24 protein-coding genes are annotated in these 23244 nt (G+C 69.9%); 12 read left to right on the forward strand and 12 right to left on the reverse strand.

Annotation, left to right across the window (positions count from 1 at the left end; translation table 11 throughout):
- Positions 1 to 38: 38 nt before the first annotated feature.
- Positions 39 to 902, reverse strand: a complete 864-nt coding sequence (locus ABZU69_RS34550; RefSeq protein WP_354968461.1) for a helix-turn-helix transcriptional regulator — start codon at positions 900 to 902, stop codon at positions 39 to 41.
- A gap of 182 nt (positions 903 to 1084) precedes the next feature.
- Between ABZU69_RS34550 and ABZU69_RS34555 the strand changes: the two genes are divergently transcribed.
- Positions 1085 to 1954, forward strand: a complete 870-nt coding sequence (locus tag ABZU69_RS34555) for an aldo/keto reductase family oxidoreductase (protein WP_354968462.1) — start codon at positions 1085 to 1087, stop codon at positions 1952 to 1954.
- A gap of 112 nt (positions 1955 to 2066) precedes the next feature.
- Here the strand turns inward: ABZU69_RS34555 and ABZU69_RS34560 are convergent, their stop codons facing one another.
- From ABZU69_RS34560 to ABZU69_RS34575, 4 genes are all read right to left on the reverse strand, one after another.
- The gene (locus tag ABZU69_RS34560; RefSeq protein WP_354968463.1) at positions 2067 to 3713 is read right to left on the reverse strand and encodes a peptidase; all 1647 of its coding nucleotides are present in this window, start codon (positions 3711 to 3713) and stop codon (positions 2067 to 2069) included.
- A gap of 77 nt (positions 3714 to 3790) precedes the next feature.
- Positions 3791 to 4306: a hypothetical protein gene (locus ABZU69_RS34565; RefSeq protein WP_354968464.1), complete on the reverse strand. Its 516-nt coding sequence runs from the start codon at positions 4304 to 4306 to the stop codon at positions 3791 to 3793.
- The gene (locus tag ABZU69_RS34570; protein WP_354968465.1) at positions 4303 to 5109 is read right to left on the reverse strand and encodes an inositol monophosphatase family protein; all 807 of its coding nucleotides are present in this window, start codon (positions 5107 to 5109) and stop codon (positions 4303 to 4305) included. The genes ABZU69_RS34565 and ABZU69_RS34570 overlap by 4 nt, the downstream gene beginning before the upstream one ends.
- Positions 5110 to 5219: 110 nt before the next feature.
- Positions 5220 to 5456, reverse strand: coding sequence for a GntR family transcriptional regulator (locus ABZU69_RS34575; protein ID WP_354968466.1), 237 nt, complete (start codon positions 5454 to 5456; stop codon positions 5220 to 5222).
- A gap of 138 nt (positions 5457 to 5594) precedes the next feature.
- Here ABZU69_RS34575 and ABZU69_RS34580 point away from each other — a divergent pair, with 138 nt between their 5' ends.
- From ABZU69_RS34580 to ABZU69_RS34590, 3 genes are all read left to right on the forward strand, one after another.
- Positions 5595 to 5795: a hypothetical protein gene (locus tag ABZU69_RS34580; RefSeq protein ID WP_354968467.1), complete on the forward strand. Its 201-nt coding sequence runs from the start codon at positions 5595 to 5597 to the stop codon at positions 5793 to 5795.
- A 122-nt stretch (positions 5796 to 5917) separates the two neighbouring features.
- Entirely contained in the window at positions 5918 to 6514 is a 597-nt protein-coding gene (locus ABZU69_RS34585) for a hypothetical protein (protein WP_354968468.1), read from the forward strand.
- Between the two features lie 357 nt (positions 6515 to 6871).
- On the forward strand, positions 6872 to 8446 hold the full coding sequence (locus tag ABZU69_RS34590) for a cellulose binding domain-containing protein (RefSeq protein ID WP_354968469.1): 1575 nt from the start codon (positions 6872 to 6874) through the stop codon (positions 8444 to 8446).
- 77 nt (positions 8447 to 8523) lie between these two features.
- On the opposite strand, the gene ABZU69_RS34595 is transcribed toward ABZU69_RS34590, so the two are convergent.
- On the reverse strand, positions 8524 to 9198 hold the full coding sequence (locus tag ABZU69_RS34595; RefSeq protein ID WP_354968470.1) for a hypothetical protein: 675 nt from the start codon (positions 9196 to 9198) through the stop codon (positions 8524 to 8526).
- A gap of 181 nt (positions 9199 to 9379) precedes the next feature.
- Here ABZU69_RS34595 and ABZU69_RS34600 point away from each other — a divergent pair, with 181 nt between their 5' ends.
- The 4 genes from ABZU69_RS34600 to ABZU69_RS34615 all read left to right on the forward strand — a co-directional run bounded on the left by ABZU69_RS34600 (position 9380) and on the right by ABZU69_RS34615 (position 15013).
- Positions 9380 to 10597 (forward strand): HupE/UreJ family protein, encoded by a 1218-nt coding sequence (locus ABZU69_RS34600; protein WP_354968471.1) that lies wholly within the window; start codon positions 9380 to 9382, stop codon positions 10595 to 10597.
- 223 nt (positions 10598 to 10820) lie between these two features.
- Positions 10821 to 12713 carry an FN3 domain-containing metallophosphoesterase family protein gene (locus ABZU69_RS34605; protein ID WP_354968472.1) on the forward strand — a complete coding sequence of 631 codons (1893 nt, stop codon included), beginning with the start codon at positions 10821 to 10823 and terminating at the stop codon, positions 12711 to 12713.
- A gap of 91 nt (positions 12714 to 12804) precedes the next feature.
- On the forward strand, positions 12805 to 13884 hold the full coding sequence (locus tag ABZU69_RS34610; RefSeq protein ID WP_354968473.1) for a DUF916 domain-containing protein: 1080 nt from the start codon (positions 12805 to 12807) through the stop codon (positions 13882 to 13884).
- A 157-nt stretch (positions 13885 to 14041) separates the two neighbouring features.
- On the forward strand, positions 14042 to 15013 hold the full coding sequence (locus ABZU69_RS34615; protein WP_354968474.1) for an NADP-dependent oxidoreductase: 972 nt from the start codon (positions 14042 to 14044) through the stop codon (positions 15011 to 15013).
- On the opposite strand, the gene ABZU69_RS34620 is transcribed toward ABZU69_RS34615, so the two are convergent.
- Entirely contained in the window at positions 15010 to 15702 is a 693-nt protein-coding gene (locus tag ABZU69_RS34620) for a TioE family transcriptional regulator (RefSeq protein WP_354968475.1), read from the reverse strand. The genes ABZU69_RS34615 and ABZU69_RS34620 overlap by 4 nt on opposite strands.
- 100 nt (positions 15703 to 15802) lie before the next feature.
- Here ABZU69_RS34620 and ABZU69_RS34625 point away from each other — a divergent pair, with 100 nt between their 5' ends.
- On the forward strand, positions 15803 to 16318 hold the full coding sequence (locus tag ABZU69_RS34625; RefSeq protein ID WP_354968476.1) for a DUF6194 family protein: 516 nt from the start codon (positions 15803 to 15805) through the stop codon (positions 16316 to 16318).
- A gap of 21 nt (positions 16319 to 16339) precedes the next feature.
- On the opposite strand, the gene ABZU69_RS34630 is transcribed toward ABZU69_RS34625, so the two are convergent.
- The 5 genes from ABZU69_RS34630 to trpS all read right to left on the reverse strand — a co-directional run bounded on the left by ABZU69_RS34630 (position 16340) and on the right by trpS (position 21085).
- Positions 16340 to 16939 (reverse strand): HAD family phosphatase, encoded by a 600-nt coding sequence (locus ABZU69_RS34630; RefSeq protein WP_354968477.1) that lies wholly within the window; start codon positions 16937 to 16939, stop codon positions 16340 to 16342.
- 42 nt (positions 16940 to 16981) lie between these two features.
- Complete coding sequence (locus tag ABZU69_RS34635; protein WP_354968484.1) at positions 16982 to 18208, reverse strand: sigma-70 family RNA polymerase sigma factor; 1227 nt, start codon at positions 18206 to 18208, stop codon at positions 16982 to 16984.
- 56 nt (positions 18209 to 18264) lie between these two features.
- Positions 18265 to 18615 carry a YciI family protein gene (locus tag ABZU69_RS34640; protein WP_354968485.1) on the reverse strand — a complete coding sequence of 117 codons (351 nt, stop codon included), beginning with the start codon at positions 18613 to 18615 and terminating at the stop codon, positions 18265 to 18267.
- A gap of 106 nt (positions 18616 to 18721) precedes the next feature.
- Complete coding sequence (locus ABZU69_RS34645; protein ID WP_354968478.1) at positions 18722 to 19933, reverse strand: low temperature requirement protein A; 1212 nt, start codon at positions 19931 to 19933, stop codon at positions 18722 to 18724.
- A gap of 93 nt (positions 19934 to 20026) precedes the next feature.
- Positions 20027 to 21085, reverse strand: a complete 1059-nt coding sequence (gene trpS / locus ABZU69_RS34650; protein WP_354968479.1) for a tryptophan--tRNA ligase — start codon at positions 21083 to 21085, stop codon at positions 20027 to 20029.
- A gap of 25 nt (positions 21086 to 21110) precedes the next feature.
- Between trpS and ABZU69_RS34655 the strand changes: the two genes are divergently transcribed.
- The 3 genes from ABZU69_RS34655 (at position 21111) to ABZU69_RS34665 (ending at position 22557) form a co-directional block, all read left to right on the forward strand.
- A complete protein-coding gene (locus tag ABZU69_RS34655) occupies positions 21111 to 21434 on the forward strand; it encodes a hypothetical protein (RefSeq protein ID WP_354968480.1) in 324 nt (107 codons plus the stop codon).
- Between the two features lie 302 nt (positions 21435 to 21736).
- Positions 21737 to 22204, forward strand: coding sequence for a hypothetical protein (locus ABZU69_RS34660; protein ID WP_354968481.1), 468 nt, complete (start codon positions 21737 to 21739; stop codon positions 22202 to 22204).
- Between the two features lie 89 nt (positions 22205 to 22293).
- Positions 22294 to 22557: a hypothetical protein gene (locus ABZU69_RS34665; protein ID WP_354968482.1), complete on the forward strand. Its 264-nt coding sequence runs from the start codon at positions 22294 to 22296 to the stop codon at positions 22555 to 22557.
- Positions 22558 to 23244: the final 687 nt, after the last annotated feature.

Below are 23244 nucleotides of genomic sequence, written 5' to 3' on the forward strand. Positions count from 1 at the left end.
CGCCCGTCGTCAGGGCCTCGGCCGGTCGCGCGGGGTTGTCAGGCTGCGGCGATGTCGGCGGCCGGAGCGTGGGTGACCGGAGCGGCGGGGATCGTCAGGGAGGCGAGTAGGGCCATCTTCTCGGCGCTGCTCGTGCCCGGTTGAGCGTGGTAGACAACGAGCAGTTGACCTTTGGCGCCGCCGACGCTGAGCTTCTCGCGGTTGAGAATGAGTTCGCCGACCTGAGGGTGCTGCATGCGGGTGGGCATGCCCTCGCAGGTCCGGACGTCGTGCCGGGCCCAGAGCTGTCGGAATCGTGGGCTGGCCAGGGACAGTTCGCCGACGAGCTGGACGAATCGCGGGTCGTCGGTGTCGGTGCCCACGGCCCTGCGGAAGCTGCCGACCAGGTTGGCCGTGGCCACGTCCCAGTCGGGGTACATCGCGCTTTCGGCTGGGTCGAGGAACATGGCGGTGAGTCGGTTCTGGCCGGCCTGCAGGTTGGGCGACAGCGCGCGGGCGAGGCTGTTGGCGGCGAGCACGTCGAAATAGCGGTCCTCGACGAACGCGGGTATGCCCACGACATCGAGCAGTTGACGGATGCTGGCCGGTACGGTTTCTCGCCGTGGACGACGTCGCCGGTGCCGGGGCTGTGGTGTGGCCAGGCTCAGCAGGTAGTCGGTCGCCGCGTCGTCGAGGCGCAGGACGCGGGCGAGTGCCTCGAGGACCTGCATCGACGGATTGCGGTCGCGGCCCTGCTCGAGTCGCAGGTAGTAGTCGGCGCTGATGCCGGCGAGCATGGCGACCTCTTCACGCCGTAGCCCGGCTACGCGTCGCACCCCGTCGGCGGGCAGGCCGACGCTGTCGGGCTGGACGAGCTCGCGGCGAGCCCGCAGGTAGCCGCCGAGCAGATTGTTGTCGCGCACCCTCCCCAGGTTAACCGCGTGGGTCGCGGTCTGCCTGTCCCTGCCACTCCCAGGATCACCGGGGCTCATCCTGTTTCACCCCGGTGGGCGGAGTGTGGAGCCGTCACCGCTGGCGCCGTCGTCTGGCGCCCGATCCGGCGGGAAGCTCGTCCGATTTACGGCAACAGTGAGAGGAATTCGGCATGACGTCAAGCACACCTCCCGGCGGAGCATTCACCATGGGGGACCTGGTGGTCGCCCGGATGGGGTACGGCGCGATGCAGTTGGCCGGCCCGCACGCCTTCGGTCCGCCGGCCGACCGCGACGCCGCGGTGGCCGTGCTGCGTGAGGCCGTCGACCTGGGAATCAACCACATCGACACGGCCGACTTCTACGGCCCGTACGTCACCAACGAGATCATCAAGGAGGCTCTGCACCCGTATCCGAACGACCTGCACGTCGTGACGAAGGTCGGGTCGCTGCGGGATGCCGAGGGGAACTGGGTGAAGGCGCCGGCTCCCGAGCAGCTGCGCCAGGCCGTGCACGACAACCTGGATCACCTCGGGCTCGACGTGCTCGACGTGGTCAACCTGCGCGTCGGCGGCTTCAACCGGCCCATCCCCGGCTCCATCTCCGAGCCGTTCGCCGTGCTCGCGCAGTTGCAGCAGGAGGGGTTGATCAAGCACCTCGGCCTCAGCACGGTCAACGCCGAGCAGATCGCCGAGGCGCAGGCCATCGCCCCGATCGTGTGCGTGCAGAACTTCTATAACATCGCGAACCGGGACGACGACGACATGATCGACGCCCTCGCCGCACAGGGCATCGCCTACGTGCCCTACTTTCCGCTCGGCGGCTTCTCCCCGCTTCAGTCTGACGTGCTGAACGGCGTCGCCACGCGTCTCGGCAACACACCGATGGCGGTCGCGCTGGCGTGGCTGCTCCAGCGCTCCCTGAACATCCTGCTCATCCCCGGCACCTCATCCGTCGCGCACCTGCGCCAGAACTTCTCCGCCACCGCGCTGACCCTTCCCGACGACGCGCTGGCCGAGCTGAACGCCATCAGCGCCGGGTGAGGCGGGCGGGTCCGGCACACCACGTCGTGCAGTCACCGAGCCGCTCCAGATCGACGAAAGCGACAGGGGCGGGCCTGGTTCGGCCCGCCCCTGTCGGTGTAAGTGGTGCTGGTCAGTCGCGCGGAGCCTGGAGCACGACGCGGCGACGGCGGAACAGCACGAGCAGCACGGCACCGAGCGCGAGCACTGCCGCACCGGTACCGGCGAGGGCGGCGGCCGGGGCGCCGGTGACGGGCAGGCCGCCACCAGAGCCACCGTCGCCGTCCCCGTCACCGTTGTCGCCCCCGCCACCGTTGGTGCCGGTGGTGATGACGATCCGGGCGGTGTTGTTCTCCGGCTTCGACTCGGCCGCCGAGGTGACGCTGCGGGCGACGATCGTGCCGTCGGTGCCCGGAGCAGACTTGATCTTCACCTGCACGGTTGCCATGATCCGGCCGTAGCCGGACGCCGTGGTCGGGAACTCGCTCTCGAAGCTGCAGCGGAGCTTCGCCGATTCCGGCAATATCTCGTGCTCGGTGCCGTCGGTGTAGCACCACTTGGCGGGCAGCAGCACCGTGCCGGTCGGCGCGGTGATGAGCACCGACGGGCCGCCACCGTCGGAGGGACCGTTGTTGACGACCTCGTAGGCGAGGTTGACGGTCTGCCCGACGGCGCCCCGGACAGCCGGTGCCGTCACAGCGACGTCGAGGGTGTTCTTCTTGGTCCAGAACGCGAAGTCGGCGTAGTTGTCAGACTCGTCGAGTTCGCGTTGTGCGGAGCGCTGCTTGGCGAGGTCGCCCTTCGCGCCCTTCGCCTGCAGCTTACGAACGGCATCGGCGAACGATGGTCCCGTGCCCTTGGCGCGGGTGCTGTTCTTCGCCGAGCGTTCTTCGCCGGCCAGTGCGACGTCGACCGAGCCGTAGATCTCGTCCGGACCCCTCAGGTTGCGGCCGAACGTGACGTTGAACAGCGACGAGCCGGTCTCGTCGTCCAAGAACAGCAGGCCTTTGCCGGGTTCGAGGGTCAGCGGGACGACGCAGCTGACCTCGCCCGGGCCGTACACGTACGGCAGGCCGGTGTCCTTCGGGTAGTAGTCGGTGTAGGTGCAGTCGCTGTACCGCTCGGCGAAGGTCGCACCGGTGGGGACACTGACCCGCACCGTGAAGTCGGTCGCGGCGGTGTCGCCCTCGTTCCCGACGCCCGCGTACAGCGGAACGGTGTCGCCGGGGCCGACCGGGTTGCCCTTGTCGTTCAGGGCCTGCGCGGCGGCCACCAGATCCGGGCCGGACGCGACCACCGTGACCGGGAACGACTCGGTGTCGTTGCCCGGGTGCATGTCGTCTTCGGCGCCGTCGACGGTCACGGTCACCGACCCCGCGCCGCCGGGGGCGGCACCTGTCCTGCTGACCAGCGAGAGGGGTTGCAGAGTAGTGGTTTGACCAGCCTCGAGCACTCCGACGGTGCAGGTGACCTTGGCGCCGGCCAGCTTGCAGATGTCGGTCCACTCGGGCACGGATGCGGTGACCCGATCGGAGACCTTGCTCAGGTCGAGGGTGACGGTTACCCCGGTGGCGGTGGCTTCACCGTCGTTGTAGACGTACATGCCGACGGTGGCTCCGTTGTTGTCGATCTCAGCAACGGGCTCGCGGTCGAAGGAGACGAACAAGTCGGGCAGTGCCTCGGCGGCAAGAGCTGTCGGCGGGGTGCTGAACAGCGTGGCCGTTGCCAGCACTGCTGCCACTGTCGCGACACGAGGCCAGGTGGCCTTCTTGCGATTCATGTGCTCTCCGGTGAGGGATGGTGGGACCGCACCCTAGCTGATGGCCTAGGGCATCGCTGCCCGCAAGGCGGCAGGAGTCAGTCCGCCAGTTCGATGATGGGCCGGTCGCTGACGACCGCTGTCAGGATCATCGGGGCGTCTCCGTCGCACTGGTTGACGGAGACCGCGATCCATCGGCCGTTGACCGTCGACGGCCCCCAGACGGCCAGGTCGCCGTAACAGTCCACATCGCACAAAGCCTGGAACATCGCCGGCATGGGCTCGCCCGCCTGATTCCGAAAGAGCGGCACCCGCATGGAAACCCGCCGGTGCGGTCCCCACCGGCTGTCCAAGTCGCGTACGACGAGGGCCAGGTTCTCCGCCGCGGCCTCCTCCGCCTTGTTCCACTCCGTCCCGTACACCCCAACGAGGTCGTCGCTCTCCCAGAGCGGGCCGATGTGGAAGCCCTCGCCCCTGGTGGCGGTCCACTCCCCGGTGACCGGGTCCCCCTCGCTGACCGTCGCGCCACCGGTGGGTAGGTCCGCGGCGAGCAGCACCTCGATGTCGGACACGGCACGGTCGGTCTCGAACGCTTCACCGGCCCGGCTGGTCACCGCGCGACCCCTTCCCCCTGATGCTCGACCAGCGCCAGCAGGGCGGCGTGGGTCTGCTGATCTGCCGCCACGATGAGCCCGCCCGCGCCGGTGTGCAGCGGTTGCCCCTGGATGCCGGTCACCACGCATCCCGCTGCCCGGCACAGGCCGATTCCAGCGGCGAAGTGCACGCTGTCCCGCATGTCGCCGTCGGTCACGTACGCCGCTCGCCGGCCGGCTGCCACCCACGCCAACGCCAGGCTGGTGGAGACCACGCGTGGGCGGAACCGCTCGACGAACCCCGCGTCGGCGAGCAGCCGCACAGCCCGGAACTCCGGAGCGTTCGGGAACGGCGGATCGAGGTTGACGTCCACCAACGCCGACTCGGCCGACGGCCTGAGCTGCTCGTCCACTTCGTCGCGGCGCACGTACGCACGGGTGCCGTCAGTCCAGAACACCTCATCGGCGAACGGGTCGGCTGAGGCAGCCGCAGTGACTGTCGAACCCGTCCGCAGCGCGACGTTCACTCCGACCAGCATGGTGCGCGCGGCGTAGTTCAGCGTGCCGCACAGGGGGTCGACCAGCCACATCCGCTCGGCGGCGCTGTCGCCCGTACGTCCGCTCTCCTCACCTGTGACGGCATCCTGCGGGCGGGTGGAACGAAGGACGTCGAGGATGACCTTCTCCGCTTCGAGGTCCGCGGCAGTGGCGAAGTCTCCGCCGGATTTGTCGAAGCGTGCCAGCGAGGCCCCGTACATGGCCCGCACAACAGCGGCTCCCGCCTGCGCTGCCCTGATCGCCACGTCTTCGTCTTTGATCACCATGCGAGCAGGATGACACGGGTAATGATCGATTGGTGGGGCGAGACCACTGGGTGATCGCGGCAGTGCCGAAGCAGCCTCGTCGGGTGGACCGCCGAGCCGCCGGGAGAGGGCTACGACTTCCGGTCGGCGACGTACGTGCCGCGAGCCGGCAGCGTCACGACGAGCCCTCGCTCCCGCAGTAGGCGGACAGCTGCCCGGACCGTGCCGCGAGCGACGCCGTACTCCTGCTGGAGGTGGGCCTCACTCGGGAGCGGCTGGCGTGGCTTGAGTTTGCCGCTCTCGATCTTCTTGGCGAGAAGGTCCGCCAGCTGGATGTAGAGCGCCACCGGGGACATCTCGTCAAGCATGACCGAGACTTTATGAACGGTCTGTACCAACTAGGCGTCGGGTACGAGCTGGACGTATTAGACGGGCTGTACGAGTAGGACAAGCTGGGCTATGTTGAGAGGCGTCGGTAGGAAAAGCACAGCAAGAAGGTGGTTGCGGTGGGTCTTGAGGAGGTCCTGAGTCGGGTGCCGTTCAAGGTCGAGCTTGCGTCCTACTGCGTCCAGTTCCACGAGCGCAACGAATGCAGCGCCTGCACGCCCGAGGAATGTCCTCGCCTCGCCGACGCCGGCCTCACCCTCGACCGGTACCGCTCGGAGCGGCTGGAGCGGTACCGGCTGCTCCGTACGCGATCTCTTTAGGTGGGATGACCGCAGTCGCGGCTCCCCAGCTCGTGACCGAGAGCCCTCAGGGTGGGCATCTCCGGGGCCGGTACAGGAACATCCTGATGCCGGGTCGGTCGGCGTCCTGCCAGGCTGAGGCGATGACCGATACCGATGTGCGGGTCTCCCGCCGGCCGTTCCACCTGGTGCGGACGGCGGTCGTCGGCGCCCCCGTGCTCCTGCTGCTCTACGGCATCCTGCGGCTCATCGACGGCCTGGATGGCGACCACGGGCCGGGCTGGGCGTGGGACCTGGGCCACGCCCTGTTCCTGGTCGCGTTCGTGCTCTTCGCGGGTCTGGTCGTCGGTCTGCGGCGGCTGCTCGGGTCCGCCGGTGCCGCTGGTTCGAGCACCACGACGCGCACCGGGCTCCGGGTGCTTCTGGACGTGGCGACGGCCGCCGGGCTGGTCGGCGTGGCCGCGTTCCTCTGGGTGATCCTCGGTGACCTCTTTCCGCGGCTGGGCGATGCCGCGCCACTGCCGGATCCGGTGATGGCGGTGGGCCCGCTGCTGTTCCAGTTCGGCCTGCTCACCCTGCTGGTGCGGGCCGCTGTCGGCCGTCCCCGACTCATTCCAGGTTGGGGCCCGCCGCTGGTACTGCTCGGCTTCCTGTCCATCGCCGTCAACCTGGACCTGCTGCCGATCGGCGCCGCGCTGATCCTCGCCGGGCTCCTTCCCCTCTGGCAGCGGGTCCACTGACGGTCGCGCCGAACGGGGGTGTCGGGAGTTGACACCCCCGTTCGTCTCGAAAACTTTCGATATTCGGGAGGTCCGACAGGCGCCATCTGCGGTGATCGACGGCTCCCCGGGTCTGGTGGCGTCCTGGTTGGTGGTGCCAGGATCGGCCGAAAGTTTCGGCAAGAATATTGACACTTTCCGATAACCCGGCCAACACTTGGCGAGGCTTGACATTCGTGACCATCGATCACGATTGTCGATCCGCCACCCACCACCACACTTGGAAGGGAGAGCCCGGTGATCAGCAGCTCGGGCCGTTCCAGGACCCGTTCCGTGGTCGTCGCGCTGGCGATAACAGCGCTCACGGTCGCTGGATCGGTGACGGTAGTTGCGAGAACCCCCACGGCGGAGGCCGTCGCCGGCAGCCTCGTCGCCGCGGCGTCAGTGGAGGACGAGGGCGCCGACTGTGCGGTGTCGGGCCTGCCTGACCTGGGATCCCTGCCCACCAACGCCAAGCTTCCCGACCCGTTCAGGAAGCTGAACGGTACGACCATATCCACCAAGGCCGACTGGCGGTGCCGCCGGGCGGAGGTCAGGGAACTGGCCGAGAAGTTCGTCTACGGCGAGAAGCCCGCGAAGCCGGCGACCGTCACGGGGACGGTCTCGAACACCACCATCACGGTGAATGTGAATCACAACGGCAGGAGCGCCAGCTTCTCGGCGAGGGTCGAGCTGCCGAGTGGTTCCGGACCCTTCCCGGCCGTCGTGGTCGTGGGCGGGTTCGGCGCGGACACAGCCACAATCAAGGCCGCCGGCGCCGCCGTCATCAGCTACGACCCCCTGGCGGTCGGGCGAGAGGGTACGCCCCGGACCAACAAGCAGGGCGCCTTCTACAGCGTCTACGGCTCCTCGAGCAGCACCGGGCTGCTCGCCGCCTGGGGCTGGGGCGTGAGCCGGATCATCGACGTCATCGAGCAGTCGGACGGCAGAATTCTCAAGGCCGACGCGATGGGCGTCACGGGTTGCTCGCGGTACGGCAAGGGCGCGTTCGTGATCGGTGTGTTCGACCAGCGCATCGCTCTGACCATGCCGATCGAGTCGGGTAGCGCCGGTGTTCCCATCTTCCGAGGGATCCCCGGTGAGGGCGCCCAGAGTCTGAGCAGCGCGTACGGCGAGCAGCCGTGGCTCGGGGACGCGTTCGGCTCGTTCACGGGCAGCCCGACCAGGCTTCCGGTGGACACGCACGAGATGGTGGCCATGGTGGCGCCGCGAGGGCTGTTCATCATGGACAACCCGCACATCGCCAACCTGGGTCCCCGGTCCGCGAGTGCGGCGGCCCTGGGCGGCGCGGAGGTCTACCGGGCGCTCGGTGCGGGCGACAACATCACCTACTGGTCCGACGTCCAGGACGGCAGCCACTGCGCCAACCGGCCCGAGTGGCGCGACCCGTTGCAGAAGAACATCAGGAAGTTCCTGCTGAAGACGGGGAACGATCCGGGTGTGATCAGGATTTCGAGCAGGGCACTGGGCAGGCTGGCCGACTGGCGGGACTGGCAGACGCCGACCCTCACCGACGGCCCGACCACCCCGCCCACCACCACGCCGCCGCCGACCGACCCGCCCCCGACCACCCCTCCGCCGACCACGCCGCCTTTGACCGGCGCCGGCTGCTCGGCGACGGTGTCGATCAACCAGTGGACGGGCGGTTTCGTCGCCACGGTTCGGGTGACCGCGGGATCATCGCCGGTCAACGGCTGGACGGTCGCCATGACCCTGCCGGCGGGCGCCAGCGTCACCAACGCCTGGAACGCCAACCGGAGCGGGGACACCGGAGCGGTGCGGTTCACCAACGTCGGTCACAACGGCTCGATCGCCCCCGGCCAGTCCACCGAGTTCGGCTACCAGGGCACCGGAACCGGTGGGGGAATGACCCCCACCTGCTCCGCGACCTAGATCCGCTCGGCGATCTCCCGGGCCCGGTGTGGAGGCATCAGTCTCCACACCAGGCCCCTGGACGTCGCTTACCCCGATCACTCGGGCTGGTCGAGCCAGACCACGATCCCGGTCAGGTCGTTGAGCACGGCCGCCACGCCCGCCCGGATGGCCGCCGCGCAGCGCTCGGCCGTGAACGAGGCGGGGTTGTAGGTCGAGGACGCGCCGAGCCCCTCACCACGGAACGACGCGCCGGCCCAGTCGACCGCCGTCACGTTGTGGGTGGGCTCGGCCAGCTCCGCCCCGACCACGAGGAACTGCTGGTCCAGGTGGTTCGGGGTGACCAGCGCAAGGGCGTCGATGAGGTCGTTGCCCGCGCTGACGATGAGGTCGGGGTGCATCCCCATGGCCTTGGTGATGCTCGGAACGGCATCGTGGGTGTCACCCACGACGACCTTCCTTAGATCGAGGTGTTCGTCGTCGGCCCAGCCCTCGACGGCCGTCACGAGAGTCTTGGTCGGCTGGTCGTCGCCGGCGGTGAGCAGCACCACCCGGTATTCCCGGGACGGGTGGACACCAGTCCACGAACCGGGCCGCGGCCGGACCGTCCCCTCCGGAGCGGGCGTGGTGGAAGGGTCGACGAACCCCGGGCCGAGGGAGCCGATGGCGGTGGGTCTGGGGTGCGGCTCTGACCAGTCGTCGCCGGCGGTGCATCCGGTGACCAGCGCGGCGGCGGCGGCCAGCATGGCAACGGCCCGAAGCGGGGGGCGCAAGGCGATCGTCCTCCGAGTGGTGGCGGAAAGTGCTCGTGCTTCTGCGTATTCCTATCCCAATTCCGGCCACTGCCGATGCGTGCGTCGTCGCTCCAGGATTTTGTTTTCCACCGGTTCGTCGGAGGGCGGGCTCCTGTTCACCCACGGCATGCAGCGTGCACTGGCCAACCGAGGGAGTCGCATGTTCGGGCGCGTCCGCCGCACCGTTATCGTCATTGTTGTCGGGATCGCTGCGGCGGTTATCCCCTTTTTAGGAACCGGGCCGGCCTCCGCGCACGGCTTCTCGTCGACCGTCTACGCAAAAATCACACCGGGAGACGAGGGTCACATTCGCACTGCGGTGGAGCTCGAATACGACCTCCTGGTCGTGTCCGCCGCCGATGCCGGTCACAACGATCCGCTCTTCCAGGAGGGCACCGCCGCGTTCGACGCGGGTGACTCCGAGGCGCAGGCCGCAGCGTTGAACAAGCATGCCGAGACGACCCTCAGATATGTCGCCGATCGCTTCGCGGTGACCGCACAGGGTGCGGCGTGCCAGCCCACGCGGGTGGGCGACGCGACGATCGGTGAGCGTGAGGGCGTGCCGTACGCGGACCTGCTGCTCGACTGGGCGTGTCCCCAGCGGACCGGCGAGCACGAGGTGCGCAGCGGCCTGTTCCCGGACGACGAGGGCTACGTCAAGGGCACGAAGACGATCGTCACCTACGAGATCGACGGCCGTTCGGGCAGCGCTGCGCTCGACGCCGGCAACCCCTCCTTCTCGACCGGCCAGTCCTGGCACGAGCGGTTCGGGGAGTTCTTCCTACTGGGCGCCGAGCACCTGCTGTCCGGGATCGACCACATCCTGTTCCTGCTGGCGCTCATCGCCGGGTCGCGGCGCCTGCGGGAGATCGTGCTCGCGGCGACGAGCTTCACCCTGGCGCACTCGGTCACGTTCATGCTGGCCGCCCTCGGTCTGGTCGACGTGCCCGCGAGGATCGTGGAACCGATCATCGCGCTGTCGATCGCCGTGGTCGCCGGCTGGCACCTGTGGGGCATCTGGCGGCGCGGCGACCACGCCACCGACCTCGATCCGGCGGGCCGCGGCCACTTCAGCCTGGACCGCTCCGGCTGGATCCGCCTCGGTGTCGTGTTCTGCTTCGGCCTCGTGCACGGCCTGGGATTCGCGGGCGCGCTGGGCATCGACGAGGCGTGGTCGTGGACCCTGTTGTGGTCCCTGCTGGTGTTCAACGTCGGCATCGAGGTCGTGCAGTTGGCGATCATCGCGATCGTCTTCCCGTTGCTGATCGTGCTGCGGCGACGAGCGCCGAAAACGGGACTCTGGGCGACCGGAGCCATTTCCGCCTGCGTGTCCATTATGGGGATCGTTTGGTTCGCGCAACGTGTGTCGGGATCCTGAGCACGGCTAAGTAATGCGCGAAGTGCAGCCATCCGCAAGATCACGTTCACGGTTGGTTCATCACGCGACGAAAGCTTGGATTCGCTTCCCCAACGTCGGGGGAAGACCATCCACTTCTCTATTCGAAAAGGGAACAATGTCAATGACATTGAGCACCTCGACACGAGCCCCCGGGCTCGTGCGGCGGCGTGTGGTCGCCGGGGTCGCAGCGGGACTCCTCGGAATGACCGCAGCCATCGGCAGCGGCCTGACGGCCATCGCCAGCGCGGCCGAGTCCACCACGATCACGGGCGTCATCCTCGGCGTCGGCGCCAACGAGACCCAGCGCGTGGTGACCTGGTACTCCTCCGCCGACACCGCGCAGAAGATCCAGCTCGCCCCGACCACCGAGATCGTCAACGGCGAGTTCCCGGCCAGCGCGCTCAGCTTCGACGCCGTCGGCGCGGCGAACACCTCCACCACCGGCTTCAACCGGCACGCCACGATCACCAACCTGCGTGAGAACACGGCGTACTCGTACCGGGTCGGTGCCGAGGGCAGCTGGTCCCCGGCGTACGCCTTCAAGACGCAGGACTTCGAGGGCGACTACGACTTCCTGTTCTTCGGCGACCCGCAGATCGGCTCCTCCGGCGACCGGCTGAAGGACCAGGCCGGCTGGGAGGAGACCCTGAAGGTCGCCACCGCGGCCAACCCGAACGCCGAGCTGCTGGTGTCCGCCGGCGACCACGTCGAGAGCGCCAACGACGAGGGGCAGTGGACCTCGTTCCTGGCCCCTGAGCAGCTGCGCCAGTACCCCCTCGTCGCCACCATCGGTAACCACGACGTCGGCGGCAAGTCCTACGAGCAGCACCACTTCACCCCGAACACCGACCGCTCGTCCCAGTACTACAGCGGGGACCAGGCGACCCGGTCCGGCGGTGACTACTGGTTCATCCACAAGGATGTGCTGTTCATCGACCTCAACAGCAACAGCTACGCCAACCCGGCGGACGGCTCCGCCGGTGGCGACGCGGCGCACGTCGCGTACGTCACCGACGTGATCAACAAGCACGGCTCCGAGGCCAAGTGGAAGGTGCTGGTCTACCACCACTCCATCTACTCGCCGGCCAGCCACGCGACCGACAACGACAACAAGCAGCGGCGGGAAGACTTCACCACGGCCTTCTCGAACCTGGGCGTCGACATGGTGCTGCAGGGTCACGACCACAGCTACTCCCGCAGCTACTCCATCAAGAACGGCCAGAAGGAGAACCCGGCCGAGCAGCCCGGTGCTGCCGACGTCTTCCCCGGCCCGGGTGGCGTCATCTACGTGACGGCGAACTCGGCCTCCGGCTCGAAGTACTACGACATCAAGAAGCCGGACAACACCGGCACCGGCATCCGCGGCAACGGCCCGGACCCGCTGGACCCGGCCAAGTACTGGTACAACTCGACGCAGAACCAGGAGCACGTCCGCAGCTACGTCAAGGTGCAGGTGCGCGGCGACAAGCTGGTTCTGGCGAACGTCCGCAGCGGCACCTGCGCGGCACCGAACGCGGCTGTCGAGAACGGCCTCTCCTGCGTCAACACCCCGGACGGTCAGCCGATCGGCTCGGTCACCGACAAGGTGACGGTGCACCCGTACCACGGCGACGGTCAGGCCATCCAGGTCAACGTGCCGAACCCGGCCCCGGGTGAGTTCGGCTGGACGATCGACGGCTACAACGGCCTGGTGGACCTCGGTGTCGCGCAGGAGCGCAACGGCACCTACTTCGAGGCGGCCGGCAAGATCAACCCGATCCTCGTGTCGGACAGCCGCCGCTCGCTCGCTCCGTGGTCGATCTCGGCCAACGTGGGTGACTTCCAGGACGGCGACAAGACGTTCTCCGGCTCCTACCTGGGCTGGACCCCGTACGTGCTCGACGGCGGCGCTGGCGCCGAGGCCGGTGCTCCCGTCCTGTCGTCCCTCGACGACCAGGGCAAGGGCCTCTCGGTTTCCAGCGGCCTCGGTGCTGCCGCGCAGGGTCACCCGCGGGGTGGCGCCAAGCTCGGGGCTGACCTGGACCTGAAGATCCCGGACAGCATCGCCAAGGGTAGCTACCGCACCACCCTCACGATCACTGCGCTGAGCAGCTGATCAGACCTGCCTGAGCTGGCGGGGTAGGCACCTTCGGGTGTTTACCCCGCCGCTCGTTCCGGAAAAACCCAGACCGCCTGAGGACCCCGAGATGTCTACGACCCCAACACGCCGGAAAACGACCGTCGCCGCCTTCCTCCGTACCGCCGCCGTGGCTCTGCTCGCCACCTCCGCCGTCGCCGGCCTGGCTTCAGGCCCCGCGCGGGCGGCGGAAGGTGACGTCGCCTGGACGGTCCGGACGGCCTCCAACAGCTACGGCGCAGCCCGGTCCAGCTTCAGCTACGCCGTGAACCCCGGTGGACGGGTCGAGGACGCGATGGTCGTCGCCAACCGCGGCCCGGTCCCGCTCAACCTGGCCGTGTACACCGCCGACGGCTTCACCACCGGCGCGGGCCAGCTCGACCTGCTCGCCAGGGACGGAAAGTCCGTGGCGGTCGGCGCCTGGGTCCACGCCGATCGCGGCAGCGTCACGATCCAGCCGGGGAAGACCGCTCAGGTCCCCTTCAAGATCAGCGTTCCCGACAACGCCACGCCCGGCGACTACGTCGGCGGCATCCTCACCTCGCTGACACGGGCGGACCAGGCCGAGGGCATCAACGTGGACCGGCGTCTCGGTATCCGGATCAAGTTGCGGGTCGGCGGTGAACTGAAGCCGAACCTCGCGATCGAGGATCTGCACGTGACGTACGGCGGAACGCTCAACCCGTTCAGCAAGGGCGACGCCACGGTCACCTACAAGATCCACAACTCCGGCAACGCGGCCCTTTCCGGCCAGCAGGCGGTGTCGGTCTCGGGCCCGTTCGGTTCGCTGCGGGTCGGGGCGGGCGATGTCGCGGCTCCGCCGGAGCTGCTTCCCGGTGAGAGCTGGACCGTGACGGTGCCCGTACGTGGCGTGGCGCCAGCCGTGTGGTTGGCGGCGACCGCGACCCTCACGCCCCGGCTCACCGACGCGTCGGGTTCCACCACCTCCCTCAAGCCGGTCCAGGCCACGACGCACGGCTGGGCCCTGCCGTGGATGCTGGCGCTCGTGCTCCTCGTACTGGTCGCCGCACTCGTCGCGGCGCTGCGGTACCGACGCCGCAACCGGGTCCGGCGCAGCACGCGTGAGGAGGCCCGGGTGCGCGACGCCGTCGAGCAGGCGCTCCGCGGCCAGGAGCCCCAGACGTCCTGAGCGTCACCAGCCGTCCCGTGCAGGCGCGGCGCCAGCGCGCCGAGGTGACCGAGCGCCGTCGGTCGCCCTTGTGGGTGAACGCGGCTCAGCCCCGGACCCGGCCCGTCCCGGAGCCGGCATGCTGCGACGGTGACGCCGGCACGGAGAGGGAATCCACATGGTTGACGGGGATGTGCCCGAGCAGATGCAGGCCGCGGCCTTCGACGAGTTCGGCGGGCCGGAGGTGATCACCCTGCGGATCCTGCCGGTGCCGGAGGTCGCCGCCGACGAGGTGCTGATCAAAGTGTGGAACGCCGGCGTCGGGGTGTGGGACGTGTACGAGCGGGAGGGCGTGCTGGTGCCCGAGGGCTCCGCGCTCCCGATTGTGCCCGGCTCCGACGGTGCCGGAACCGTCGCCGCGATCGGCAGCAAGGTGACCAACGTGGCGGTCGGTGACCTGGTCTACGTCGCCGCCACCACCCGGCCGAAGGGCGGTTTCTACGCCGAGTACGCGGTGACGAAGGCGCAGTACGCCGCGAAGCTGCCCGAGGGTGTGTCGGCGCAGCACGCGGGTGCCATGCCCACCGACGCGCTGACCGCGTTGGCCGGGCTGGACGCCCTCAGCCTGTCGGCGGGCGCCTGGCTGTTGATCTTCGGCGCGAGCGGCGGTCAGGGCCACCTGGCCGTGCAGTTGGCCAAGCGGCAGGGTCTGAACGTGGTCGCCGTGGCCTCCGGACCGGAGGGAGTGGCGCTGGTGACCCGACTCGGCGCCGACGTGTCCCTCGAAGGTCACGGCGACCCGACCGAGGTGATCGCGCGGATCAGGGAAGCGGCCCCCGCTGGCGTGAACGGGATCCTGGCGATGGCCGGCGGCGGGACGCTCGACCGGCTCACCGAAACGCTGTCCGACGGTGGCGTGGTCGCGTACCCCCATGGCGTTCAGCCGGAGCCGCGCGAGCGGCCGGGCGCGCCGGTCCGGGCGTACGACGGCGTCGCCAACCCCGAGCAGTTGCAGCGCCTCAACGAGCTCATCGAGGCGGGACCGTTCGAGGTGCACGTCGCCGAGACGTTTCCGCTGGGCAAGGTGGTGGAGGCGCACCGGCGGCTCAAGACGTCCTTCTCCGGCAAGCTGCTGCTGACGGTTCGCTAGGGCGATCTCGGCTCGGTCGTCGCCAGGTAGCTCGCGAGGTGACCGGCGGCCACCAGCATCGCGTGTCCGCGCGTGGCCAGGCGCTGCCGCCAGGTGTGCAGGGACGCCGCCAGCGGCCCCGGGCCGTCGGCCGCGCGTACCTGCCGCATCACGGTCGCGATGTGGTCCAACCGGTAACCGCCCCGGCGCAGGAGATGGGCCAGCTCGGCGTCGCGGACGTCCTCGGGGCCGTACTGCCGCTGCCCGGAGGGGTGGTCGCGCGCCGGGGACAGGACGCCGGCCCGTTCCCACTTCCGTAGCGTCGCCGGTGTCACGCCGAGCCGGCGGGCGAGGTCGCCGACGGCCAGCGGCCGGCCCGGCGGGGTCGGTGCCGGTGCGGCGGTGAGCACCCCGATGGTCGTCTCGACGGCGTCGAGCGTCTCGCGGTCGCGCAGCAGTTGCGCGTGGCTGGTGTCGACGGCGCGCAGGGCGGTGTCCAGGTCACCGTGAACGGCGGCCCGCATGATCTCGCCGCCCGTCGCGTATCCGTGCGCCGCGACGACGGTCAGGTAGGCGCGCAGCGCCGCGGCGTGCACCTCGGTGTACGCGCGATAGCCGCTCGGCGTGCGCCGGGCGGACGGGATGACGCCGTCGCGTTCGTAGTTGCGGACGGCCTGGCTGGAGATGCCATGCGCACGAGCCAGGTCCACCGGCCGGTAGGCGCGTCCTGCGGTTTGAGGGTTCAGCTGTCACTCCTCAGGCGATCGACGCAGAAGTCTCAACGGGTGGTTCAACGATACGGTGAAGGTCATGGCTTCTTCATCACTGCCCGCCGCCTGGTCGTTCGACCTCGGCCCCGACGACGTCGCCGAGCTCATCCTCGCGCTGCCCGAGGTGGCCGTCGTGCAGGCCGACGAGGCGTCCGGCGCCCCGCGGTCCAGCTGGGGCGATCGGTTCTTCTTCGTCGGGCCGGACCGTCGCCGGCCGTTCGCCACCCTCGTCGGCCAGGACACCGCCGGCTTCGACGAGGACTCGAAACTCGACCGGCCCGGCGTCTTCCGGCTCAGCCTGGACCTCGGCCGCGAGGAGTTCGAGCGCCGGTTCGGCTACCCGCCGGCGCAGTCCGCCGAGCATCGTTCCGCAGTCGACTTCACCGCCCTCGACCAGGTCGTCCCCCATCCCGCGTACGGCACCCACGGGTGGGCCTGCGTGCTCAACCCGGGTCCGCGCAGCCTGGCCGAGGTCGACCGGTTGCTCGCGCACGCGCATCACCGGGCGCTGCGGCGGCACCGACGCTCGCTCGACCGCCAGCACCGCCCGGACTGATCCCGGCGCCGGCCGGCCGCGTCACCTCTCGGATCGGTCCCGGGGTCGCGGGACGCGTACCGATGCCATGCCCGCCGCGGTGGCGGCCTGGATGCCCAGGTCGGTGTCCTCGAAGACCAGGCAGGCGCCCGGGGGTACGCCGAGCTGCTCCGCCGCGAGCAGGAAGGCTTCCGGGTCGGGCTTGGCCCGCGTGTAGTCGTCGGCGCAGACCAGCACGTCGAACCGGTCGAGCAGGTCGAGCGCGCCGAGCGAGGCGGTGACCGAGGCCCGGGTGCCGCCGGAGACGACAGCGAACGGAACCCGCCGGTGCGCGTCGTGGATGTGCGCCAGCACCTCGGGCACGGCGGCGAGCTGCGGCAGCAACTCCTGGTAGTAGCTCTCCCGGCGCTCGTCGACGGTCGCCACCGGCATGGCCAGGCCGTACTGCTCGTTCAGCGTGACGATGATGTCGACGGCCGGCCGGCCGCCCCACGCGTAAAAGAGGTCCTCGGGGAACTCGCAGCCCCACTCGTCCAAAGCCCGCTGCCAGGCCAGGTAGTGCAGCGGCATCGAGTCGATGATGGTGCCGTCGCAGTCGAACAGGTACGCCGCGAACTGGCCGGGGGGCAGAGGCAGACTCACCCGAGCAGGCTACAGCGGACGCCGTCCAACCAGCGGATCCGCTCAGTCGGCCGGCTCCTCGGCGGTGACGGATTCCAGCCGGCGGAGCAGGTGCGCCCGTTCCGGCTCGGTGCCGACCAGCGTCAGCGCGCTGCGGTACGCCGCCACGGCCTCGCCGTACCGGCCGAGCCGGCGCAGCAGATCGGCCCGGGTGGCCGGATAGAGGTGGTAGCGCCGCAGCCGCAGATCATCGGCCAACTCGTCCAGCAGGGCGAGGCCGGCCTCCGGCCCGTCCCGCATGGCCACCGCTGCGGCCCGGTTGAGCGCGACGACCGGCGAGGGGACCAGGCCGAGCAGTACGTCGTAGAGCGCCACCACCTGGGCCCAGTCGGTGCTGGCCACGTCGGCGGCCTCGTCGTGCAGCGCGGCGATGGCGGCCTGCAATCCGTACGGCCCGGGTGGTCCGCCGGTCAGCGCGACCAGCACCAGCCGGCGCCCCTCGTCGATCATGCGGTGGTCCCACTGCCCGCGGTCCTGGTCGTCGAGGAGGACCATCCCGCCGTCAGGCCCGGTACGCGCGGCACGTCGGGCGTGGATGAGCAGCATCAGCCCGAGCAGCCCGGCGACCTCCCGCTCGGCGGGCAGCAGCCGGCGCAGGATCCGGGCCAGCCGGATGGCCTCCTCGGCGAGGTCGGTCCGCTGGAGATCCGGGCCGGAGCTGGCGGCGTACCCCTCGGTGAAGACCGAGTAGACCGCCTGGAGCACCGTGGGCAGGCGTTCGGGTAGTTCGTCGGCGCCCGGCACCCGGAACGGGATGCGGGCGTCGCGGATCTTCCGTTTGGCCCGGACGAGTCGCTGGGCCATGGTCGCGGGCGGCACCAGGAACGCCCGCGCGACCTCGGCCGTGGTGAGGTCGGCGAGGAAGCGCAGGGTGAGCGCGCCGCGGTCCTGGGCGGGCAGGGCCGGGTGGGCGCAGGTGAAGAAGAGCGCCAACCGGTCGTCGGGCAGGTCGCGGTCCGCGTCGGCGGGTGGAGCGGCGTCGGCCCGCTCGGCCTCGGCCTGAAGCACGGCGAGCCGGGTGGCCAGTACCCGGTCGCGGCGGAGCCGGTCCACGGCGCGGCGGCGGGCCGTGGTGAGCAGCCAGGCCCCCGGCCGACTCGGGACGCCGTCGGTCGGCCAGTGCACCAGCGCCGCCTCGATGGCCTCGGAGGCGACCTCCTCGGCCAGGTCGAGGTCGCCGAAGCGGTGCACCAGCGAGGCGAGCAGCCGGCCGCGCTCCTCCCGGAACACCGCCTCGACGGACGACCCGACCTGCGCCGGGCCGCTTGCCCCCTCGCCGGGCACCGTCAGGCCTCCACCTCGATCTCGGCGACCGGGCGCACCTGGACCGACCCGCCGCCGAGGGCACCGGGGCTGCGGGCCGCCCATTCCAGCGCGGCGTCGAGATCCGGCACGTCGATGATGTCGTACCCACCGAGCACCTCGCGGGTCTCGGCAAACGGCCCGTCGGTGATCGTGCGTTCGCCGCCCGCACCGACCTGCACGCTCGTGCAGGTGGTCAGGTCCTGCAAGGGATGCCCGGACACCCAGATCCCTGCGTCCTTCATCTCGCGGTCGTAGCGGATCCAGTCCTCGAAACTGCACCCGTCGACGGGCTCGTCCCAGTCGGTGGTCGCGGGGGTCATGAACAGCAGCATGTACTTCACGCCTCGGCTCCTCTCGGTGCGGCGGGTACGCCGTACAGCATGACGACGAACAGGCCCCGGGGATATCGACACGGCGGCCGGAGGAATCTTCCGAGACTCACGGACCGACCGGCGACGCCGCCTGGACGTGCGGGCCGCGTCGGTCGAACCGGCGCTCGTACCAGGTGACCCCGATCAGGAAGACGGTCAGCAGGGCGAGCGCGGCCAGCGGGGGCAGGGCCCGCCCGATCGGCAGCAGGGCCAGCGGCACCAGCGCGGCGACGACCTGCGCCGGGTGCACGGCGCGGACGGTGAGCCGGCGGAAGAGCAACCGTGCGAGCAGGTAGAGGGCGGCGCCGCCGTAGAGGGCGGTGGCGACGACCCAACCCAACCGGGCGGGGCCCTCGTTCTCCTCGGTGAGGTGACCGAGCACCTGCTCGATGCCGAGCGCGATGTAGATGGCACCGATGATCAGGGGGGCGTGCACGAGGCCGTACGCGTCACCGGCCACGTCGGACCGCCGGTCGCGCGGCACCAGCGTGATGGACTGCCGGGCGGCGGGCGCGAGCCGGTCGAAGTAGAGCCACCACAGGCAGACCGTGGTGACGAGGCCGAGCAGCGCCGCCACCAGGCCGGGCCCGATCGGCGCCATCGACCTCGGCGTCGCGCCTGCCGCGATCAGCGACTCGCCCAGCGCGATGATGAGCACCAGGCCGAACCGTTCGGTGAAGTGGTCCAGGCTGCGCAGCGGCCACGGGCGGTAGGCGGACGCGACCCGGGCGCCGCCGATGTCCACCAGGAACGCCAGCGTCCAGAGCGCCGTCTGGGCGGCGCCACCGAGCAGCGCACCGATGATGAGCGGGAGCCAGGCCACCGTCGCCGGCACGGCGAAGAACCGGAGGGTCGAGCGCAGCGGCGGGTCGGTGGCGCTCACCCAGAACAGAACCCCGAGCTGCACCGCCCGGGTGACCAGGTAGGCCAGGGCGAGGGTGAGCGGCGCGTCGAACAGCTCCGGGCCAGGCCGCCACGCGTCCGGCAGCAGTAGTGCGGCCACGAAGATGGCGGCCATCGCCGTCAGGGTGGCCGCGCGGACCGCGCCGACGTCCGCGCGAACCAGGTTTCCCAACCAGAGGTACGGGCCCCAGGAGTAGATCAGCAGCAGCAGGAGGAGCAGCCCCTGGGCCAGGGTGAGCGCGGTCGGTGGCTGCGCCATGAACGTGATGACCCGGGTGAGCGCGAAGACGAAGACCAGGTCGAAGAAGATTTCGAACATCGTGGGCCGGTGCGTCTCCGCAGCCGGTGCCGGACGAACGCCGAAAATCCCCTTCATCCTCGCATTCTGCGCCACTCCCGGGCCGCATCGACCGATGGTTCGGCCGTTCTCACCGTTCGGCGGCGCCGAGACGACGCGGGCTGCCCGCCGTCACGCCGGGGCGTCCGTCCGCCGTCGGCTCCGCTCGGCCCGCCGGCGGACCTGCTGGTACGCGCCGGTGAGCCCCATCGCCCGGCGGACCTCGATCAGCGTCTGCCGTACCTCCTGGCGGGTTCGTTCGGTGCCCTCGACGATCAGTCGGTCGACCAGCCCACGGTCGGCCTCGATGGCGGCCCGACGTTCCCGGATCGGCGCCAGGAACCCCTCCAGCGCGACGACGAGCCGCTCCTTGACCTCGACGTCGCCCACCCGCCCCGCCCGGTAGCGCCGGGCGAGGTCGACCACCTCGTCACGGTCGGGGTTGAACACCTCGTGGTACGCGAAGACCGGGTTGCCCTCCACCTTTCCGGGCACGTCGGCCCGGACCCGGTTCGGATCGGTGTACATGCCGAGCACCTTGCGGCGCACCGTGGCCGGATCGTCGGAGAGGGCGATCGTGTTGCCCCGGCTCTTGCTCATCTTGGCCGCGCCGTCGGTGCCCACCAGGCTCGGCGTGTCCGCCAGGATCAGCTCGGGGACCGGGAAGACCGGCCCGTACAGGTGGTTGAACCGGCGGGCGATCTCCCGGGTCACCTCGACGTGCGCCGCGTTGTCCCGGCCGACCGGGACCACCTCGCCCTTCACGCAGAGGATGTCCGCGGCCTGGAGCACCGGGTAACCGAGCAGCCCGTACGGCATCTCCTCCTTGCCGGCGTCCCGGGCCATGTCCTTCAACGACGGCACCCGTTCCAGCCGGGGCACGGTCACCAGGTTCTGCAGGAGGGTGTTGAGGTCGCCGACCTCCGGGATGGCGGACTGGAGGTAGAAGGTGGCCCGCGCCGGGTCGACGCCGGCGGCGAGGATGTCGGTCACCATCTCGCGGGCGTTGCCGGAGACCTGGTCGATGTCCTCGCGGCGGTTTCTGGTGGTGAGCATGTGCAGGTCGGCGATGATGAAGAAGCTCTCGTAACGCCGGTGCAGCCGGACCCGGTTGGCGATGCTGCCGACGTAGTGGCCGAGGTGCAGGCGGCCGGTGGGCCGGTCCCCGGTGAGCATTCGTGCGACGGACATGGTGGTGTGCCTCTCGTGCGGGAAGGTGGGCGACGCGTGGGCGCGCGCCGAGCGGGGCGAGTTCGCCCTCTCGGTCAGCGGGATCGGCTCAGCGAGCCGTCCGCCATCGCGCGCCGGCGCGGTACCGCAGACCACCAGCACGGAGTACGTCCAGGAGTTGCTCACGGCCATCGCCGGAGCTGGCCGGGGGCACGACACCGAGCTGGAGGCCGTCGACCGTGTCGACCGCCTCCACCGCGCTCATGCCCGTCCGGACCACGGCTTCACGCTACCCGTGGCGCCGCGCATGGTGTGGCCGGTAGCGCTCGGCGTAGTAGCTGCCGACGCGTTCGCGGTACTCCGGGATTGAAGATCGACGGTTGCACGGGCACCTCCGGAGACGGTCTTGGTTCGTACCGTTCAGCAGTGCCCGCCCCACTGCCGCCGGAAACAGTTTGGCAATTTCGAGTTCACGGTATTGCCGGCTGAGAAATACGTCATAGCCGTGACGCGTCGATGACCGGCAGGGCCAACTCCCAGGTCAGCATGCCTGTGCCCGCTTATCGCACATCGGCTATGGCGGTGCTGTGTCTGCCCGGCACATTCGATCACGGGCGGGCCACCGACCATTCTGGTCCCGCATTCGGGCAATGTCGAAAAAGGGGGACGCAGATGTACCGCACCATTGGACGGTTCAGCGCCGTGCTGGCGCTCGCGCTGGGCCTCGGCACCGGGACCGGCAGCGCGGCGCAGGCCGGCGCGCTCGATCCGTACTCCCCGCAGGCGCTCTGTGGGTTCGGCTACGTCGAGGTCGACCAGGACCCGATCCGGGACGCGGAGACCGGCAGCCGACTCGGCACCGTCCATCTGCTGTACAACCGGATCACCGGGTTCGCCTGCACGACGACGGTGAAGTCGGCCTACCGGGGCACGCTCACCCGCACGCAGGTCTACCTCGCCGCGCAGTACCTGCCGACCCAGGTCGACGACGGCACCAGGCTCTACGCCGCCGGTCCCGTCCGGGCGTACGCCCGGGGTGGTTGCACGATCTGGGGTGGCCTGATGGGCGACCCGGGCGGCGCCGTCCACCACCACGACCGGGCCAACCCGGCGATCGGTGGAATCGGGACCTGCTTCTGAGTCACTCCGGCGACGGACCGGTCCACCCTCGTGCCGGTACACCTCGGCGTTCCTGCTCGTGACCAGCTCCGCTGGCATACTCGGCTGCCATGGTGCTGTCGCGAGGGTGGGCCCTCTTCCTGGTCGGAGTCGGGATCTGGACCTGGGTGATCTGGCCGAGGTTCGCGGTCGCCATCTGGCAGGACCCGCGCTCCTGGACGTCCGGCGCGGTGGGCGACGGCTCGCCCACCAGCTTCCTGTGGGTGCACGCCCTCCTGATCGTGGCGTCCCTGGCGATCGGCAGCACCGTCGGCGTCCTCGGTGTCCGCGCCTGGTTCGCCGCCCGTCGACGCCAGGACCGTCCAGCCGCCTGACGATCCTCGTCCGCGTCGGCACACGATCTGGTCACTGTCAGTGAGGCCCGAGAACCCTTTGAGCAGCGGTGCGGACCCTTCGAGGGCTATCCACCCGGGCTGAGCTGCGGATACTTCTCTACGCAGTAAGTGTGACGCGGGACGCTGGCCCCGGATTTGACGATCAAACCCACGGACGCGTAACTTTCTCTCTGCCAGCGCGGAACGGGGCAAACAGGACGAAGGTCCTGGAGCACCGGATCGGGTCGGCAGCCGGGTCAGGCAGGGGTTCGCTCCTGCGGGGCACGGTCCGGGCGGGGCTCGCCGAAATTGCCGCGAGGCGGATTTGGTGCAGCGGAACCGACCGGGTAAGGTTCAGCACCGGCAGGGCACCGGGCGAGCTTGCGGGACACCGCAGCGGCCGGCCTGCCGAATCCGACGACCTGACGCAGCGGTCCGCTGCTGCGTGAGTGCGTCGGGACCAACCCGCACGAAGCACGACAGACCGGGACACACGGTTTGACACGGCGAAGACGGTGAGGTAACGTAGTAAAAGTGCCCGGCGCCATTGAGCGGCGGGGACGCGGTAGGAAAGCCCCGAAACGGGGCCCCACGAGTGGGGCTTTTGATCGGTGTGTGGTTGTTCTTTGAGAACTCAACAGGGTGCTTGATAAGCCAGTGCCAATTATGATTTATACCCCGGACTGG

It is taken from the genome of Micromonospora sp. NPDC005206 (assembly GCF_040608175.1).
Classification (GTDB): Bacteria; Actinomycetota; Actinomycetes; order Mycobacteriales; family Micromonosporaceae; genus Micromonospora.

Bases quoted from the DNA above. Each gene is read 5' to 3' on its own strand.
- ABZU69_RS34555 (WP_354968462.1), top strand. From the start codon at position 1,085: ATGACGTCAAGCACACCTCCCGGCGGAGCATTCACCATGGGGGACCTG.
- ABZU69_RS34610 (WP_354968473.1), top strand. From the start codon at position 12,805: ATGTCTACGACCCCAACACGCCGGAAAACGACCGTCGCCGCCTTCCTC.
- ABZU69_RS34605 (WP_354968472.1), top strand. From the start codon at position 10,821: ATGACCGCAGCCATCGGCAGCGGCCTGACGGCCATCGCCAGCGCGGCC.
- ABZU69_RS34600 (WP_354968471.1), top strand. From the start codon at position 9,380: ATGTTCGGGCGCGTCCGCCGCACCGTTATCGTCATTGTTGTCGGGATC.
- ABZU69_RS34660 (WP_354968481.1), top strand. From the start codon at position 21,737: ATGTACCGCACCATTGGACGGTTCAGCGCCGTGCTGGCGCTCGCGCTG.
- ABZU69_RS34575 (WP_354968466.1), bottom strand. From the start codon at position 5,456: ATGCTTGACGAGATGTCCCCGGTGGCGCTCTACATCCAGCTGGCGGAC.
- ABZU69_RS34615 (WP_354968474.1), top strand. From the start codon at position 14,042: ATGGTTGACGGGGATGTGCCCGAGCAGATGCAGGCCGCGGCCTTCGAC.
- ABZU69_RS34665 (WP_354968482.1), top strand. From the start codon at position 22,294: ATGGTGCTGTCGCGAGGGTGGGCCCTCTTCCTGGTCGGAGTCGGGATC.
- ABZU69_RS34645 (WP_354968478.1), bottom strand. From the start codon at position 19,933: ATGAAGGGGATTTTCGGCGTTCGTCCGGCACCGGCTGCGGAGACGCAC.
- trpS (WP_354968479.1), bottom strand. From the start codon at position 21,085: ATGTCCGTCGCACGAATGCTCACCGGGGACCGGCCCACCGGCCGCCTG.
- ABZU69_RS34570 (WP_354968465.1), bottom strand. From the start codon at position 5,109: ATGGTGATCAAAGACGAAGACGTGGCGATCAGGGCAGCGCAGGCGGGA.
- ABZU69_RS34640 (WP_354968485.1), bottom strand. From the start codon at position 18,615: ATGCTGCTGTTCATGACCCCCGCGACCACCGACTGGGACGAGCCCGTC.
- ABZU69_RS34625 (WP_354968476.1), top strand. From the start codon at position 15,803: ATGGCTTCTTCATCACTGCCCGCCGCCTGGTCGTTCGACCTCGGCCCC.
- ABZU69_RS34585 (WP_354968468.1), top strand. From the start codon at position 5,918: ATGACCGATACCGATGTGCGGGTCTCCCGCCGGCCGTTCCACCTGGTG.
- ABZU69_RS34560 (WP_354968463.1), bottom strand. From the start codon at position 3,713: ATGAATCGCAAGAAGGCCACCTGGCCTCGTGTCGCGACAGTGGCAGCA.